Origin of the sequence: Nonomuraea sp. CA-141351 (assembly GCF_050944675.1) — a bacterium.
Taxonomy (GTDB): Bacteria; Actinomycetota; Actinomycetes; order Streptosporangiales; family Streptosporangiaceae; genus Nonomuraea.
Map to the genome: position 1 here is coordinate 2,003,700 of NZ_CP191982.1, position 14,536 is coordinate 2,018,235.

Consider the following 14,536-nt stretch of genomic DNA (forward strand, 5'->3'; position numbering starts at 1 on the left):
ACTTGACTGACAAGAGACGCGTGAAGCGGCGACTCCCCGCTGGTCAGGAAGCGCCCGGACGTGGGAAGTCCGCCGTGGACGCTGTGCAAGGCCGGACGTCTTATCCACGTAAGCCATTGCAAGCGCTTGCGTCGAAGGCCGTATAGTTTGCGCATGACGCGACGACTCGCAGAGGTGGCCAAGAAGGTCGGGGTGAGCGAGGCGACCGTGAGCCGTGTGCTCAACGGCAAGCCCGGGGTGTCCGACGCGACCCGCGAGGCCGTGCTGACCGCTCTCGACGTGCTCGGCTACGAACGCCCCACCCAGCTGCGCGGCGATCGGGCCCGGCTGGTCGGCCTCGTGCTCCCCGAGCTGCAGAACCCGATCTTCCCCGCCTTCGCGGAAGTGGTCGGCGGGGCGCTGGCCCAGCAAGGGTTCACCTCTGTGCTGTGCACCCGCACGGTCGGCGGCGTCTCCGAGGCCGACTACGTGGACCTGCTGCTCCAGCAGCAGGTCAGCGGCGTCGTCTTCGCCGGCGGCCTCTATGCCCAGGCCGACGCCTCGCACGGGCACTACGAGCTGCTGCACGAGCGCAAGCTGCCCACCGTGCTGGTGAACGCGGCCGTCCAGCACCTCGACTTCCCGCAGGTCTCGTGTGACGACGTGGTGGCCGCCGAGATGGCCCTGGCCCACCTGCGCGCGCTCGGTCATGAGCGGGTCGGCATGGTGCTCGGGCCCAAGGACCACATGCCGTCGCGGCGCAAGCTGGAGACGTTCCAGGCGGAGGGCGGTGACCCCGAGCTGGTCGAGCACACGATGTTCTCGCTGGAGGGCGGCCACGCGGCCGCCGCCCGGCTGGTCAGGCGCGGCGTGACCGGCGTGATCTGCGCCAGCGACCTGCTCGCGCTCGGCACCGTCAGGGCGGCCCGCCGCGCGGGACTCGCCGTGCCCGGGGACATCTCGGTCATCGGCTTCGACGACTCCGCGCTCATGAACTGCACCGAGCCCCCGCTGACGACCGTCCGCCAGCCCATCGACGCCATGGGCCGGGCCGCCGTGGACCTGCTGGTCGCGCAGATCGACAAGGCGGTGGTGCCGGCGGACGAGCTCCTCTTCGAGCCGGAACTGGTCGTCCGCGCCTCCACGGCCCGAGCCCGCACCTGATCCCGCGGCCACGCCCGTCTCACCGCCCGCGCGCATTCGACGCGGGCACGTCCCCTCCTGTCGCCCGCGCGCACGCCTGACGCCACCGGCCCGCGCCCCCTCCCACGGCCGTTCCCGGCCCCGATCGACCCTGGCCCCGCGCCCCTCCCTTGCGACAGGACCCCGCCTGTGCGCTGGGTAAGGGCCTCCAGGCCAACGGCCCTTTCCCAAAGGGACACCAGCCCCGTACGGAGGGGCGGGGCCGTCACGTGGGCCAGTGTGATGCAGTCGTTATCTTGCAATATGAAGTCGAAATATTGCGCACTTCGGTCCGCGATCCTATGGTGTGGGCACCTCGCATCAGAAGGGTCAGATCAATGCGGAGATCCACCGGACTCTTGCTCGTATCCGTGCTCGGCATCTCGGCCACAGCCTGTGGCTCCAGCGAGCCCGCCACCCCGTCGGCGGGCGGCGCCAAGGCCGTGACGATCACGGTGGCGTGCCAGCCCGCCAGGTCCGCGCCGAAGGAGCGGCAGTCCTGGGACGACGACGTGGCCACGTTCATGAAGGCGCACCCCGGCGTGACGGTCAAGAGCACGGACCAGCAGCCGTGCTTCGACCCCAAGACGTTCGGCCCCAAGCTGGCCGGCGGTCAGATGGAGACCGTCTTCGTGGTGCCCGTGACCAACTACAACGACGTCATCGGCCAGGGCCAGGCACTCGACATCTCGCAGTACACCAGCAGCATCAAGAACTGGAACGACCTGCGCTCCGACGTCCGCGAGCTGGTCACCAAGGACGGCAAGGTGTACGGCGTGCCGAACGTCCACTACAGCGTCGGCCTGGTCTACAACCGCGCCCTGTTCACCAAGGCCGGGCTCGACCCCGGCAACCCGCCCAAGACGTGGGCCGAGGTCCGTGACGCGGCCAAGAAGATCGCCGCGCTCGGCGCCGGCTACGTCGGCTACGGCGAGTACTCCGGCGGCAACACCGGCGGCTGGCACTTCACCCAGGCCATCTACGGTCGCGGCGGCAACATCCTGACCCCCGACAACAAGAAGGCCGCGTTCAACTCCCCCGAGGGCAAGGCCGTGCTGCAGAACCTGCACGACATGCGCTGGACCGACAACAGCATGGGCAACAAGCTCCTGGTCGGCTGGGAGCCGCTGATGGTGGCGATGGGCAGCGGCAAGGTCGGCATGATGCTGGGCGCGCCCGACGTGGTCACCGACGTGGTCAACAAGTTCAAGGGCAACGTCGCCGACTACGGCATCACCGGCTTCCCCGAGGCCAAGGCGTCGCTGAGCGGCGGCGAAGCGTTCATGATCAACCCGAAGGCCACCCCCGAGGAGGCCAAGGCGGGCCTGGAGTGGGTCGACTTCCGCTTCAACACCGTCGGCAAGGGCCGCTTCGACTTCGCCCGGGGCAAGGCCAACGGCAACCCGGTCGGCGTGCCCGACAACGACGTCTACGGCGACTCGGCCACCGGCAAGGCCATCCAGGCCGACCGCGTGAAGAACGCCTCGCTGCCGGTCCAGAACTACGAGCCGTACGTCCAGGCCGCCGCGACCATCCCGCCGAAGGCCGAGCCGGTCCACGCGCAGGAGCTGTACGCCATCCTCGACGTGGTCATGTCGGGCGTGCTGAGCCGCAAGGACGCCAACATCGACCAGCTTCTGGCGGACGCCGAGACCAAGGCCAACTCCATGCTGGCGGCCAAGGGCTGACCTTATGGGGATCTTGAGGCGCAATCTGACGGCCTACGGGTTCCTCTGCGCGGCGCTGTTCTGCTTCACGGTGTTCGCCTGGTATCCGATGGTCAGGGAGTTCATTCTGAGCTTCCAGAAGACCGACCTGATCAACCCGCCCACCTGGGTGGGGCTGGACAACTTCAAGGCAGCCGTTCAGGACCCGGCCTTCGGCGAGGCCTGGCTGAACACCGTGGAGTTCACGCTGCTCGCGCTGCTGTGCGGCTATGCCGTGCCGTTCGTCGTCGCGCTCGTGCTCAACGAGCTGCGTCACGCCCGGGCCTACCTGCGGTTCGTGGTCTACCTGCCGGTCATGCTGCCGCCGATCGTCGCGGTGCTGCTGTTCAGGTGGTTCTACGATCCGGGGCCCGGGCTGTTCAACCAGATCCTGGACCTCCTCCACCTGCCGCCGCTGGCCTGGCTGGACTCGTCGTCGACCGCCCTGATCTCCCTGGTCCTCGTCTCGACCTGGATGAACATGGGCAGCGCGACGCTCATCTACCTGGCGGCGCTGCAGAACATCGCGCCCGAGCTGTACGAGGCCGCCGAGCTCGACGGGGCCGGGATCTTCAAGCGGATCAGGCACGTCACGATCCCGCAGACCCGGCTGATCCTGCTGCTCATGCTGATGCTGCAGATCGTGGCGACCATGCAGGTGTTCATCGAGCCGTACATGCTGACCGGCGGCGGCCCGGAGAACGCCACGGTCTCCGTCGCGTACCTGATGTACCAGTTCGCCTTCTCGCAGATGAACTACGGCCAGGCGGGCGCGCTCGGCATGATGCTCATGCTCGCGCTCCTCCTCTTCGCGGCCCTCCAGCTCAGGACGACCCGTGAGGACAAGGCATGACAGCGACTCAGCACAAACGGGCGCCGGTCTCCGAGCCGGCTCGGAGGGCGAGGCCGAGGAACCGGCGGAGGTCGCCGAAGCCGATCCAGGTGCAGTTCCGCACGATCATCTCGCCGCACCAGCTCAACAGCAGGTGGGGCAGGCGGATCTACTGGCTCGTGCTCGTCGCCGTCATCGTCATCTTCACGCTGGCCTTCGTCTTCCCGCTCTACTGGATGGTCACCGGCGCCATGAAGACGCCGGAGGAGATCGCCGAGATGCCGCCGACGCTCGTCCCGGCCGACCCGTCGCTGGGCGCGTTCTTCGAGGCGTGGGACCTGTTCGACATCGGCACGCTGCTGGCGAACACCGCGTACTACGCGCTGGGCGCCTGGCTGTTCTCCATGGCGGTGGACGTCACGGCGGCGTACGCGCTGTCGAAGCTGCGCCCGATGTTCGGCAACATGATCCTCGGCGCGATGCTGGCCACGCTGATGATCCCGCCGATGGTCATCCTCATCCCGCTCTACGTCACGATCGTGGACCTGGGGCTGCTCAACAACGCCTGGGGCCTGTGGTTCCCCGCGGCGGCGAACGGCTTCAACATCTTCCTGCTCAAGCGGTTCTTCGACTCCATCCCACGGGAGCTGATCGAGGCGGCGCAGATCGACGGCGCGGGCCCGCTGAGGGTGCTGTGGTCGGTCGTGCTGCCGGTCTCCAGGCCGATCCTGGGCGTGGTCTCCATCTTCACGATCGTCACCGCGTTCAAGGACTTCGTCCTGCCGCTGCTGGTCATGACCGACAGCGACAAGATGACGATCAGCGTGGGCCTGTCGCAGACGGCGGGAGCGGTGACCCAGAACCAGGTCATGGGTGGTCTGGTCATCGCCGGCATCCCGATGATCATCGTTTTCTTCATCTTCCAACGGCACATCATGGCGGGCCTCACCGCCGGAAGCATCAAGGGATAAGCGCATGTCGCAAACGTGGTGGCGGGGGGCCGCGATCTACCAGGTCTACCTGCGTAGCTTCGCCGACGGGAACGGTGACGGGGTGGGCGACCTCGCCGGCCTGCGCTCCCGCCTGCCGTATCTGAAGGATCTCGGGATCGACGCCATCTGGCTGAACCCGTGGTATCCGTCGCCGATGGCCGACGGCGGCTACGACGTGGCCGACTACCGCGACATCGAGCCGGTCTTCGGCACGCTGTCCGAGGCGGAGCGGTTCATCGAGGAGGCGCACGAGCTCGGCATCAAGGTCATCATCGATGTGGTGCCGAACCACAGCTCCACGGAGAGCGCCTGGTTCAAGGAGGCGCTGGAGAACCCTGCCGCCAGGGACCGCTTCTGGTTCAGCGACGAGCCGCTCAACGACTGGCAGTCGATCTTCGGTGGCTCGGCCTGGACCCAGGTTCCCGACGGCCAGTGGTATCTGCACCTGTTCGCTCCGGGGCAACCAGATTTCAACTGGGGCAATCCGGAGGTCCACCAGGAGTTCGAGGACGTGCTGCGCTTCTGGTTCGACCGGGGCGTGGACGGCGTGCGCATCGACTCCGCGGCCCTGCTGATCAAGTCGGATACAAGTTACGAAGACCTCGACGAGGTCCACGACGTCTACCGTCGGTGGCGCGAGGTGGCCGACGAGTACGGCGAGCGCATTCTGATCGGGGAGGTCTGGCTCCCCGATCAGGAGCGTTTCGCGCGTTACCTCCGCCCCGACGAGCTCCACACGGCCTTCAACTTCGACTTCCTGTCCTGCCCGTGGGACCCGGCGGAGCTGCGCAGGGTCATCGACCTGACCCTCGCCACCCACACGCCCATCGGCGCCCCGCCGACGTGGGTCCTGTCGAACCACGACGTGACCCGCCCGGTCACCCGGTACGGCCGCGAGGACACCTCGTTCGAACACGGAGGCCGCCTCCACGGCACCCCGTCCGACCTGGAGCTGGGCTACCGCCGCGCGAGGGCCGCGGCCCTGCTGGCCATGGCGCTCCCCGGCTCCGTGTACGTCTACCAGGGCGAGGAACTGGGCCTCCCAGAGGTGGAAGACCTCCCGGACGAGCTCCGCCAGGACCCGATGTACGTCCGGTCAGGCGGGACGAACCCGGGCAGGGACGGCTGCCGCATCCCGTTGCCCTGGTCCGGCGACGAGCCCCCGTTCGGCTTCGGCGCCGGCACGCCGTGGCTGCCGCAGCCGGAGAGCTGGCGCAAGCTGACGGCCGAAGCACAGCGCACGGACCTGGGCTCGATGCTCAACCTCTACCGCACCGCCCTGGGTCTGCGCCGAGACCTGCTGGGGGACGGCACTATGACCTGGCTCCCGCTGGGCGACGAGGTCCTGGCCTTCACCCGCGACTCGGGCCTGACCTGTGTCACCAACCTGAGCCCTGATCCGGTGCCGCTACCGGCGGGCCGGCTCCTCCTCGCCAGCGGCCCGCTGGAGGAAGGCATCCTGCCCACCGACACCACGGCCTGGCTCACGCGGGACTGACAGCAGCGCGACCAGCCCGGCGGCGGCCAGCGCGATCTGGGTCACGACGGGCACGTCGGCCACGGATGTGGCGAACGGCCAGATGATGCCGGTCGGGTTGGTCAGCGCGGTCAGTTACATGAACGACACCCACAGGGCGGGCGGCGAGCAGCAGCAGCACCGGCAGCGGCGCCGTGGTATACGGTGTCAACATACGACGATCAGGCGGCGCACATGCACGTGACGAACGCGTCCACCAGCGTCCGCACGGCCTGCCGCCGATCACTCCTCCGCCAGACGACGGCGAGCCTGCTCGGCGGCAACCCCGCGACGGGCCTGCCGACCACGTCGTCCCGGCGGTAGAGCTCGGCGTTCCCGGCCGAGACCAGCACCACGGCCCGCCCGGACGCGACCAGCTCGAACGCCTCCTCGGCCGTCTCCGCCTCCGCCCCCACGACTGCCGGCTTCGAGCGCTGGTCGTTGGCCAGCCAGAAGTCCCGCATGGGTCCGGCCGAGACCGGCAGCGCCACGAACGGCTCCCCGGCCAGGTCGGCGAGCGTGACCTCGGAGCGGGTTGCCAGCGGATGGACCGTGGGCAGCGCCACCCAGCGCTCCTCCGTGCTCACCACCGTCCACTCGTACTCGCCGTGGTCGGGCATGGGCAACCACGCGACGGCCACGTCCACCTGCCCGTCGCCCAGCCCGACGGTGGGGTCGCTCCACGCGACCTGGCGGAAACGCAGGTCCCAGCCGGGCAGCGCACACGAGATGGACGGCACGAGCCCGCGCCCGATCCGCGTCTGGAACCCGACGACCAGCGTCCGGTCCTCACGCGCCGCCGCCACCGCCCGCTGCGCGCCCTCCCACTGCTCGACGATCCGCCGGGCCTCAGGCAGCAGCGCCGCCCCCGCCGCCGTCAACGTCACGGTACGGCGGTCGCGTTCGAACAGCCTGGCCCGCAGGGACAGCTCCAGTTGTCTGATCTGCCTGCTCAACGAGGGCTGCGAGATGAACAGCCGTTCGGCCGCCGCCCGGGTGAAGCTCAGCTCTTCGGCGACCGCCACGAAATATCGCAGATCCCGAATATGGGCATCCATAGCAAAAAGCTATAACAGCCGGTCTTGGACGGGCGGGAGAGCCGCCACCCACGATGGAACGCATGAGAGATCTATCGGGAAAGACCGCATTGGTAACCGGAGCGTCGCGCGGCATCGGACGGGCCATCGCCGAGCGCCTGGCCGCGGACGGAGCCCGCGTGATCGTCCACTACGCCAGGAACGACGACCTGGCCAAGGAGACGGTGGCCGCGATCGAGGGCGCGGGCGGGCAGGCGTACGCGGTCAAGGCGGCGTTCGAGGACGGCGTGGACGCGTTGTTCGAAGGCATTCAGGGGGAGCGGCTGGACATAGTGGTCAACAACGCCGCCATCCTGGCCGGCGTGCTGGGCACGGTGAGCGAGGAGCAGTTCGACCGGGTCTTCGCCGTGAACGTGCGGGCGCCGTACTTCATCATCGAACGCGCCCTGCCGCTCCTGAACGACGGAGGCCGGATCATCAACATCTCCTCGGCCGTCGTCCGCATCGCCCTCCCTGACCTCGTCTACTCGATGACCAAGGGAGCGCTCGACACGCTGAGCTTCAGCCTGGCGCCCATCCTCGGCGACCGGAGCATCACCGTGAACACCGTCTCCCCGGGCGTCACGGAGACGGACATGAACGCCTGGCTCCACGAGGACGACGGCACCGGCGAGCGGCAGGTCACGGAGGTCACCGCGCTGGGCCGCATCGGCCGCCCCGAGGACATCGCGGACGCCGTGGCGCTGATCGCGAGCGAGGAGTCCCGGTGGATCACCGGTCACGTCCTGGACGTCACCGGCGGCTACTTCCTCGGCCCGCGCGGCGGTGTGGTCCCGGTCTAACGCCTGGGGACCTCGTGGCTCGGTCCAGCGCCCGGCGGCGGGAGAGGTCGCAGCGGTCCCGGTTCAGCGGGTGGCGCCGCTGGGGTCCCGGAGCCACGCCTCCAGCGCCGCGCGGGCGTCGGCGGCCCCGGCGGGCAGCCGCAGCGCCCTGACGAGCATCCACAGCGTCCCCTGCAGCCCGCGCGCCGCCAGGAGATCCCGCAGCCCTGGATCGTCGGGATCATGCCCGTAGGCCCGGACGGCCGCCCGCCCGTCGAGCCGCCTCGTACGCAGCAGGCAGGCCAGATCCCATTCGACGGGCCCGGCCATGCTCTCTTCGAAGTCGTTCCATAGCAGCCCGGCGGGGGTGGCGAGGAGGTTGCCGGGATGCGCGTCCCCGTGGACCGCCTGCGCCGGCCGGCCCGTCAGCCGTTCGGCCAGGCCCGCGTGCGCGTCCCGCAGCCGCGCCAGCACGTCGGGCGGGACCTCCCCATCGAGCAGCTCCAGCAGCCGCAGCGGCTCGTCGAGCACCGGCCCGAGATAGGGCATCCCGCCGGGGAAACCCCGGAGCGCCTCGTGCAGCGCGGCGAGCGCCCGCCCGGCCACCTCCGGGCTCATCTGATGGCCGGGATCGTGCTCGACGTGCGTCCAGAAGGAGACCGCGACCCCGTCACGCAGATGCGGCCCGGCGGGCAGCAGGTCGCTCGGCGGCACCACCGGCACGCCCTGCCCGTGCAGGTAGGACACGACGGCGACCTCCCGCCGCAACGCGTCGGCGGGCCGCGCCCGCCCCAGCGCGGTCACGGTCGGCACCCGCGCCACGACCGGCGCAGGCCGCAGATGGATCCGGAGGTTGAACGAGTCGTTGAGTACCACCGGGTCCCGCACCTGGACGCCGTGCTCCTCGGCCAGCGAGACGGCGACGGCCAGTGCGGCGCTGGTGGAGACCATCTAGGCCGACTCCCGGATCACGAGCTCCGTGGGCATGATCACCGGATCCGTCGGCCCGCCCTCGAACAGATTGAGCAGGAGCCCCACCATGGCCGCCGCCTGCTCGGCCACCGGGTGCCTGAGCGTCGTCAGCGGCGGCTCGGTGTATTTCGCCGCCTCGATGTCGTCGAAGCCCACCACGGCCACATCGTCGGGTACCCGGCGCCCGGACTGACGGAGCGACTGCAGGGCCCCGACCGCCATCAGGTCGTTGGCCACGAAGACGGCGTCCAGGTCGGGATCGTCGCGCAGGAGCTGCCGCATCGCGACCGCGCCCGACTCCCGCGTGAAGTCGCCGATCGCGACGATCGAGCGGAGGTCGGAGTCGCGCAGCACGTTGCGGTAGCCGGCCAGCCGGTCCTGGCCGCCGATCATGTCCTGCGGGCCCGCGATCGTGGCGATCCTCCGCCGCCCCGACTCCACCAGGTAACGGACCCCGGTCTCCGCCCCGCCCACGTTGTCGTTGTCGACGTACGGGATGTCCACCGGGACGGCGGGCCGCCCGTAGGAGACCACGGGGACACGCAGGCGCGAGAGCGCGGACGGCAGCGGGTCGGCGCCGTGCATGGAGATCAGCATGACGCCGTCGACGTGCCCGCCCGCGATGTAACGCTCCACGCGGGCGTGGCTCTTGGCGGAGGAGGCCAGCAGCAGCACGACCTGTTTGTTCACCGCCTCGAGCTCCATCGACGCCGACCTGATCGCCGTGGAGAACATCGGGTCCTCGGAGAAGACCCGGGTGCCCGGCTCGCTGACGACCAGGGCGATCGAGTCGGTGCGCTGGGTGACGAGGCTGCGCGCGGCCGGGTTGGGCACGTAGCGCAACTCGTCGATCGCGCGCAGCACGGCGTCGCGGATGTGAGGCGCCACCGTCGTCTGGCCGTTGACGACCCGGGATGCGGTGGCGCGCGAGACCCCCGCCCGGGCGGCGACTGCCTCGAGGGTCGGGCGTCTCATGACAGCACCAAGTGTGAGAGCACGGAAAAAATCTACAGGGCGTTCCTGCCGATGACGTCTCTGTACCAGAGAGCACTGTCTTTGAGCACCCTGGTTTGTGTCGCGTAGTCGACATGGACGATGCCGAACCTGCGCCGGTAGCCCTCGGCCCACTCGAAGTTGTCGAGCAGCGACCAGACCAGATATCCGCGCAGGTCCGCGCCCGCCTCGATGGCCCGGTGGACCTCGCGCAGGTGGCCGTCGAGGTACGCGACCCGCTCGGCATCGTGTACGCGCCCGTTCTCCACGACGTCCTCGAAGGCCGCGCCGTTCTCCGTGACCATGAGGCCGACCTGCGGATAGTCCCGCGACAGCCGTACGAGGAGCCTGGACAGGCCGTCCGGCACGATCGGCCAGCCCATCGCGGTCGTCGGCGCGTCCGCCGTGGCGAACCTGACGCCCTCCGAGCCCGGCCACGCGGCGTCGGCGGGCAGCCCGGGACCCGCCTCCACCACGCACGGGTTGTAGTAGTTCACGCCCACCAGGTCGATCGGCGCGTTGATCAGCGTGAGGTCGCCGTCCTGGATGTGGTCCGTACCGCCGTTGCGCGCCGCCGCATCGAGAACCTCGTCCGGGTACGTCCCGAGCATGGCCGGATCGAGGAACTGCCTGGTCAGCAGCGCGTGGATGCGGTCCGCGACGGCCGCGTCCGCCTCGCCGGGCACCGCCGAGGGGTCGTTGACCTGGGCGGGGGTGAGCACCGGAGAGGAGTTGACCACCAGCATGATGCTCCGTGCGCCGGACGAGCGCAGCCGGCGCGCGGCCAGCCCGTGGCCGAGCAGCAGGTGGTGCGCCGAGCGCAGGGCGTCGGCCGGGGCGCGGCGGCCCGGCGCGTGCACGCCGTTGCCGTAGCCGAGGAAGGCCGCCACCCACGGCTCGTTCAACGTGGCCCAGTTGCCCACCCGGTCCCCGAGCTTGTCGTGGACGACCTGGGCGTAGTCGGCGAACCGGTACGCCGTATCTCGATTTGTCCAACCACCACGGTCTTCGAGTGCTTGAGGAAGATCCCAGTGATAGAGCGTGATAAATGGCGAAATTTCGGCGGCGAGCAGCTCATCGACGAGCTTGTCGTAGAACGCCAGCCCGCGTGGGTTGATCGAGCCCGCGCCGTCCGGCTGGATGCGTGGCCACGCGACCGAGAAGCGGTAGGCCGCCAGCCGCAGCTCGCGCATCAGCCCGACGTCGGCGCGGTAGCGGTGGTAGTGGTCGCAGGCCACGTCTCCGGTGTCGCCGTTCGCCACGTTCCCGGGGGTGTGGGAGAAGGTGTCCCAGATCGACTGGCCTCGCCCGTCCTCCTTGACCGCCCCCTCGATCTGATAGGAGGCCGTCGCGGCGCCCCAGACGAAGTCCTCGGGAAAGATCATCCTTTAACAGCTCCTTGCATGATTCCGCCGATGATCTGCCTGCCGAACAGTGCGAAGACGGCCACGAGCGGCAGGGTGCCGATCGCCGTGCCCGCGAGCCCCAGCACGTAGTCGTTGACGTACCCGCTGGCCAGCGTCGAGAGGGCCACCTGGACCGTCGGGTTGTCGGGGTTCAGCACGACCAGCGGCCAGAAGTAGTCGTTCCATGCCGACATGAACGTCAGCATGCCGAGCACCGCCGCCGCCGGGCGGGCGGCGGGCAGCACGACGTGCCAGAACAGCCCCCACGTCGAGCACCCGTCCACCCGGCCCGCCTCCAGCAGCTCCGTGGGCAGGGCGCGCGTCAGGTACTGGGTCATGAAGAACACGCCGAACGCGTTGACCAGCGCGGGCACGATCAGCGCGTAGGTGGTGCCGGTCCACTCCAGCTTCACCATGAGCATGTAGAGCGGGATGATGCCGAGCTGCGCCGGGACCATCATGGTGGCCACGGTGATCACGAGCATGATGTTCCTGCCCCTGAACTTCAGCTTGGCGAAGGCGAACCCGGCCAGCGTCGAGAAGAACATCACCGCGATGGAGATGGATCCGGCCACGATGACGGAGTTGACCAGCGCGAGCCCGAAGGGGACGGTGTCGAAGACCCGGGAGACGTTGGCGAAGAAGTTCCCGCCGGGGATCAGCGGCGGTGGCACCTCGGCCAGCGCCGAGTTGTGCCTGGAGGCCACCACGACGCTGTAGTAGAGCGGGAACGCCGAGAAGAAGGCCACCGCGATCAGGGTCAGGTAACGCAGCCTCATACCAGCCCGCCCTTCACCCTGCGGCTGATCAGGAAGTTGATCCCCGCGACGATCACCACGGCCAGGAACATCAGCCAGGACGCCGCCGAGGCGTAGCCGAAGTCGAACGTCGAGTTCGCGAAGCCCTGCTCGTAGACGAACAGCGCCAGGGTCTGGAACTGCCGGTCTGGCCCGCCGGTGGCGATGCCGCCCCCGCCGCCGCTGCTCTGCCCGAACAGCAGGGGCTCGGCGATGATCTGCATGGCGCCGATCGTCGAGACGATGACCACGAAGATGATCGTGGGCCGGATCATCGGGATCGTGATCTTGCGGAGCTGCCTGAAGCCGCTCGCGCCGTCGATGGTGGCGGCCTCGTACAGCTCGCGCGGCACGGCCTGCATGGCGGCCAGGAAGATCAGCGCGTTGTAGCCGGTCCAGCGCCACATGATCATCACGGACAGGGCGATGTGCGAGGTCGCGGTGCCCGCGGCCCAGTCGATGTCGCCTGCGCCGAACCACGAGAGAACCCAGTTGATCAGGCCGAAGTCCCGGCCGAAGAGCTGGCTGAAGATGACCACGACCGCCACCACGCTCGTGACGTTCGGCAGCAGCAGCGCGATCCTGAACAGCGTCTGGAAGCGCAGCCGCCGGTTGAGCAGGTGCGCCAGCCAGATGGCCAGCAGGAGCTGCGGCACGGTGGAGAGCACGCCGATGGACAGGGTGTTGAAGGTGGCGTTCCAGAAGTACCCGTCGCCGAGCAGTGTCGTGTAGTTGTCCAGGCCGATGAACGTCTGGGTCTCGGACAGCAGCGTCCACTCGTGCAGGCTCACCCAGGCCGTGTAGATGAGCGGGAACAGCCCGAAGGCGCAGAAGAGCAGGAAGAACGGGGCCACGTAGGCGTACGGCGACACCCTCATGTCGAGGGTGTGCCGCACACCGCGCCTACGCCGCCGCGAGACCGCGAGGGGAAGGGTGCTCATTTGATCTTCTTGACGTCCTCGAGCACCTGGGCCCACGCCTCGTCAGGCGTCTGCTTGCCCTGTTCGACGCGGCCGAGCCCGTTGCCGACGGCGGTCCGGACGTCGGCCTCCTTGGGGCCGAGGTGCTGCGGCTTGAGCGCCTTGGCGGCGTCGGAGTAGATCTTGCCGATGGGGGCGTCGCCGAAGAACGGCTTGGTGAAGTTCTGGATCGACGGGTCGTCGTACAGGGCCGGGATCGACGGGAACGTTCCCTCCTCCTTGAACACCTTGGCCTGGTTGTCCTTCGAGGTCAGGAAGTCGATCAGCTCGGCCGCCTCCTTCGGGTGCTTGCTCTGCTTGGGCACCATCAGGTGTGAGCCGCCGCTGTTGCCCGAGCCGCCGGGCACGGTCGCGATGTCCCACTTGCCGGCCGCGTTCTTGGCCTGCTCCTGGATGAAGCCGGTCATCCAGGCCGGGCAGATGATCGTGGCGAACGAGCCCTTGGCGAAGCCGGTGTTCCACGGCGGCGAGAAGGCCGCCAGCTTGGCGGTCAGGCCGTCCTGCGTGAGCTGGTTGGACAGGTCCCAGGCCTGCTTCACGGCCGGGTTCGAGTCCACGATGATGTTGTCCTGGGCGTCGTACAGGCCGACGGGCGCCTGGTTGACCATGGCGCGGAAGATCTCACCGGGGGAGTCCACGAACTTGGCCCCCGCCACGTTCGCCGCGGCGAACTTCTTGCCGGTCGCGATGTACTGCTCCCAGGTCGGCCAGAGGGCCGCCACCTCGGTTCTGTCAGTCGGCAGCCCGGCCTTCTTGAACAGGTCCTTGCGGTAGCACATGGCCAGCCCGCCCACGTCGGTGCCGAGCCCGAGTAGTTGCGTGCCGTCCTTGCTCAGGCCCTGCTGCCACTTCCAGTCGAGGTAGTCGGACTGCCGCTTGTCCAGCCCGTACTGCTTGAGGTCCACGAACTTGCCGGGCTGCGCGGTGAACGTGCTGATGTAGCCGACCTCGACCGCGGCGATGTCCCCCGCGCCGGCGTTCGTGGCCAGCCGCTTGACCAGATTGCTGTGGTGGTCGTTGAACTGCGTGACGTTCTCGACGACCTCGATTTGGGGGTGGGTCTTCTTGTACTCCTCGTAGAGCGGCTTGAAGCCGAAATCGCCGAAGAGGTCGACGGTGAGCTTGATCTTCTCTCCCGGCTTCGGGCCGGCCTCTGTCGCGGTGCTCCCGCCGCCACCGCCGCACGCCGTGGCGAGGGCCAGCACGGACGCGGTGATCAAGGGCAGGCCGAGCCGCCGGATGCGAGGGATCATCGCAAAACCCTCCTGGATCAGGGCTAGGGGGATGGTTGAGAGAGCGCTCTCTCAGAGAGTCGCGGCCATC

At 68.9% G+C, this 14,536-nt stretch carries 13 protein-coding genes; 6 read left to right on the forward strand and 7 right to left on the reverse strand.

Annotation, left to right across the window (positions count from 1 at the left end; genetic code table 11):
- The first annotated feature begins 153 nt into the window (after nucleotides 1-153).
- The 5 genes from ACQPWU_RS10000 (at nucleotide 154) to ACQPWU_RS10020 (ending at nucleotide 6,189) form a co-directional block, all read left to right on the forward strand.
- Nucleotides 154-1,143: a LacI family DNA-binding transcriptional regulator gene (locus ACQPWU_RS10000; RefSeq protein WP_433438551.1), complete on the forward strand. Its 990-nt coding sequence runs from the start codon at nucleotides 154-156 to the stop codon at nucleotides 1,141-1,143.
- A 356-nt stretch (nucleotides 1,144-1,499) separates the two neighbouring features.
- Nucleotides 1,500-2,849 carry an ABC transporter substrate-binding protein gene (locus ACQPWU_RS10005; protein ID WP_433438552.1) on the forward strand — a complete coding sequence of 450 codons (1,350 nt, stop codon included), beginning with the start codon at nucleotides 1,500-1,502 and terminating at the stop codon, nucleotides 2,847-2,849.
- A 4-nt stretch (nucleotides 2,850-2,853) separates the two neighbouring features.
- Nucleotides 2,854-3,720 (forward strand): carbohydrate ABC transporter permease, encoded by an 867-nt coding sequence (locus ACQPWU_RS10010; protein ID WP_433438553.1) that lies wholly within the window; start codon nucleotides 2,854-2,856, stop codon nucleotides 3,718-3,720.
- Entirely contained in the window at nucleotides 3,717-4,670 is a 954-nt protein-coding gene (locus tag ACQPWU_RS10015; protein WP_433438554.1) for a carbohydrate ABC transporter permease, read from the forward strand. The genes ACQPWU_RS10010 and ACQPWU_RS10015 overlap by 4 nt, the downstream gene beginning before the upstream one ends.
- A gap of 4 nt (nucleotides 4,671-4,674) precedes the next feature.
- A complete protein-coding gene (locus ACQPWU_RS10020) occupies nucleotides 4,675-6,189 on the forward strand; it encodes a glycoside hydrolase family 13 protein (RefSeq protein WP_433438555.1) in 1,515 nt (504 codons plus the stop codon).
- Nucleotides 6,190-6,389: 200 nt separating this feature from the next.
- Here the strand turns inward: ACQPWU_RS10020 and ACQPWU_RS10025 are convergent, their stop codons facing one another.
- Nucleotides 6,390-7,265, reverse strand: a complete 876-nt coding sequence (locus ACQPWU_RS10025; RefSeq protein WP_433438556.1) for a LysR family transcriptional regulator — start codon at nucleotides 7,263-7,265, stop codon at nucleotides 6,390-6,392.
- A 62-nt stretch (nucleotides 7,266-7,327) separates the two neighbouring features.
- Between ACQPWU_RS10025 and ACQPWU_RS10030 the strand changes: the two genes are divergently transcribed.
- Entirely contained in the window at nucleotides 7,328-8,086 is a 759-nt protein-coding gene (locus tag ACQPWU_RS10030) for an SDR family NAD(P)-dependent oxidoreductase (RefSeq protein ID WP_433438557.1), read from the forward strand.
- A gap of 63 nt (nucleotides 8,087-8,149) precedes the next feature.
- Here ACQPWU_RS10030 and ACQPWU_RS10035 read toward each other — a convergent pair whose 3' ends face one another.
- The 6 genes from ACQPWU_RS10035 to ACQPWU_RS10060 are packed head-to-tail and all read right to left on the reverse strand — an operon-like array spanning nucleotide 8,150 to nucleotide 14,466.
- Nucleotides 8,150-9,016: a phosphotransferase gene (locus tag ACQPWU_RS10035; RefSeq protein ID WP_433438558.1), complete on the reverse strand. Its 867-nt coding sequence runs from the start codon at nucleotides 9,014-9,016 to the stop codon at nucleotides 8,150-8,152.
- Nucleotides 9,017-10,012, reverse strand: coding sequence for a LacI family DNA-binding transcriptional regulator (locus tag ACQPWU_RS10040; protein WP_433438559.1), 996 nt, complete (start codon nucleotides 10,010-10,012; stop codon nucleotides 9,017-9,019).
- A gap of 32 nt (nucleotides 10,013-10,044) precedes the next feature.
- Nucleotides 10,045-11,415 (reverse strand): GH1 family beta-glucosidase, encoded by a 1,371-nt coding sequence (locus tag ACQPWU_RS10045; protein ID WP_433438560.1) that lies wholly within the window; start codon nucleotides 11,413-11,415, stop codon nucleotides 10,045-10,047.
- Nucleotides 11,412-12,215, reverse strand: coding sequence for a carbohydrate ABC transporter permease (locus tag ACQPWU_RS10050; protein ID WP_433438561.1), 804 nt, complete (start codon nucleotides 12,213-12,215; stop codon nucleotides 11,412-11,414). The genes ACQPWU_RS10045 and ACQPWU_RS10050 overlap by 4 nt, the downstream gene beginning before the upstream one ends.
- Entirely contained in the window at nucleotides 12,212-13,174 is a 963-nt protein-coding gene (locus ACQPWU_RS10055; RefSeq protein ID WP_433438562.1) for a carbohydrate ABC transporter permease, read from the reverse strand. The genes ACQPWU_RS10050 and ACQPWU_RS10055 overlap by 4 nt, the downstream gene beginning before the upstream one ends.
- Nucleotides 13,171-14,466 (reverse strand): ABC transporter substrate-binding protein, encoded by a 1,296-nt coding sequence (locus ACQPWU_RS10060; protein ID WP_433438563.1) that lies wholly within the window; start codon nucleotides 14,464-14,466, stop codon nucleotides 13,171-13,173. The genes ACQPWU_RS10055 and ACQPWU_RS10060 overlap by 4 nt, the downstream gene beginning before the upstream one ends.
- Between the last annotated feature and the right edge of the window lie 70 nt (nucleotides 14,467-14,536).

What these genes read in the sequence shown, in the direction of transcription:
- ACQPWU_RS10000 (WP_433438551.1), top strand. Translation starts at nt 154, where the DNA reads ATGACGCGACGACTCGCAGAGGTGGCCAAGAAGGTCGGGGTGAGCGAG.
- ACQPWU_RS10005 (WP_433438552.1), top strand. Translation starts at nt 1,500, where the DNA reads ATGCGGAGATCCACCGGACTCTTGCTCGTATCCGTGCTCGGCATCTCG.
- ACQPWU_RS10010 (WP_433438553.1), top strand. Translation starts at nt 2,854, where the DNA reads ATGGGGATCTTGAGGCGCAATCTGACGGCCTACGGGTTCCTCTGCGCG.
- ACQPWU_RS10015 (WP_433438554.1), top strand. Translation starts at nt 3,717, where the DNA reads ATGACAGCGACTCAGCACAAACGGGCGCCGGTCTCCGAGCCGGCTCGG.
- ACQPWU_RS10020 (WP_433438555.1), top strand. Translation starts at nt 4,675, where the DNA reads ATGTCGCAAACGTGGTGGCGGGGGGCCGCGATCTACCAGGTCTACCTG.
- ACQPWU_RS10025 (WP_433438556.1), bottom strand. Translation starts at nt 7,265, where the DNA reads ATGGATGCCCATATTCGGGATCTGCGATATTTCGTGGCGGTCGCCGAA.
- ACQPWU_RS10030 (WP_433438557.1), top strand. Translation starts at nt 7,328, where the DNA reads ATGAGAGATCTATCGGGAAAGACCGCATTGGTAACCGGAGCGTCGCGC.
- ACQPWU_RS10035 (WP_433438558.1), bottom strand. Translation starts at nt 9,016, where the DNA reads ATGGTCTCCACCAGCGCCGCACTGGCCGTCGCCGTCTCGCTGGCCGAG.
- ACQPWU_RS10040 (WP_433438559.1), bottom strand. Translation starts at nt 10,012, where the DNA reads ATGAGACGCCCGACCCTCGAGGCAGTCGCCGCCCGGGCGGGGGTCTCG.
- ACQPWU_RS10045 (WP_433438560.1), bottom strand. Translation starts at nt 11,415, where the DNA reads ATGATCTTTCCCGAGGACTTCGTCTGGGGCGCCGCGACGGCCTCCTAT.
- ACQPWU_RS10050 (WP_433438561.1), bottom strand. Translation starts at nt 12,215, where the DNA reads ATGAGGCTGCGTTACCTGACCCTGATCGCGGTGGCCTTCTTCTCGGCG.
- ACQPWU_RS10055 (WP_433438562.1), bottom strand. Translation starts at nt 13,174, where the DNA reads ATGAGCACCCTTCCCCTCGCGGTCTCGCGGCGGCGTAGGCGCGGTGTG.
- ACQPWU_RS10060 (WP_433438563.1), bottom strand. Translation starts at nt 14,466, where the DNA reads ATGATCCCTCGCATCCGGCGGCTCGGCCTGCCCTTGATCACCGCGTCC.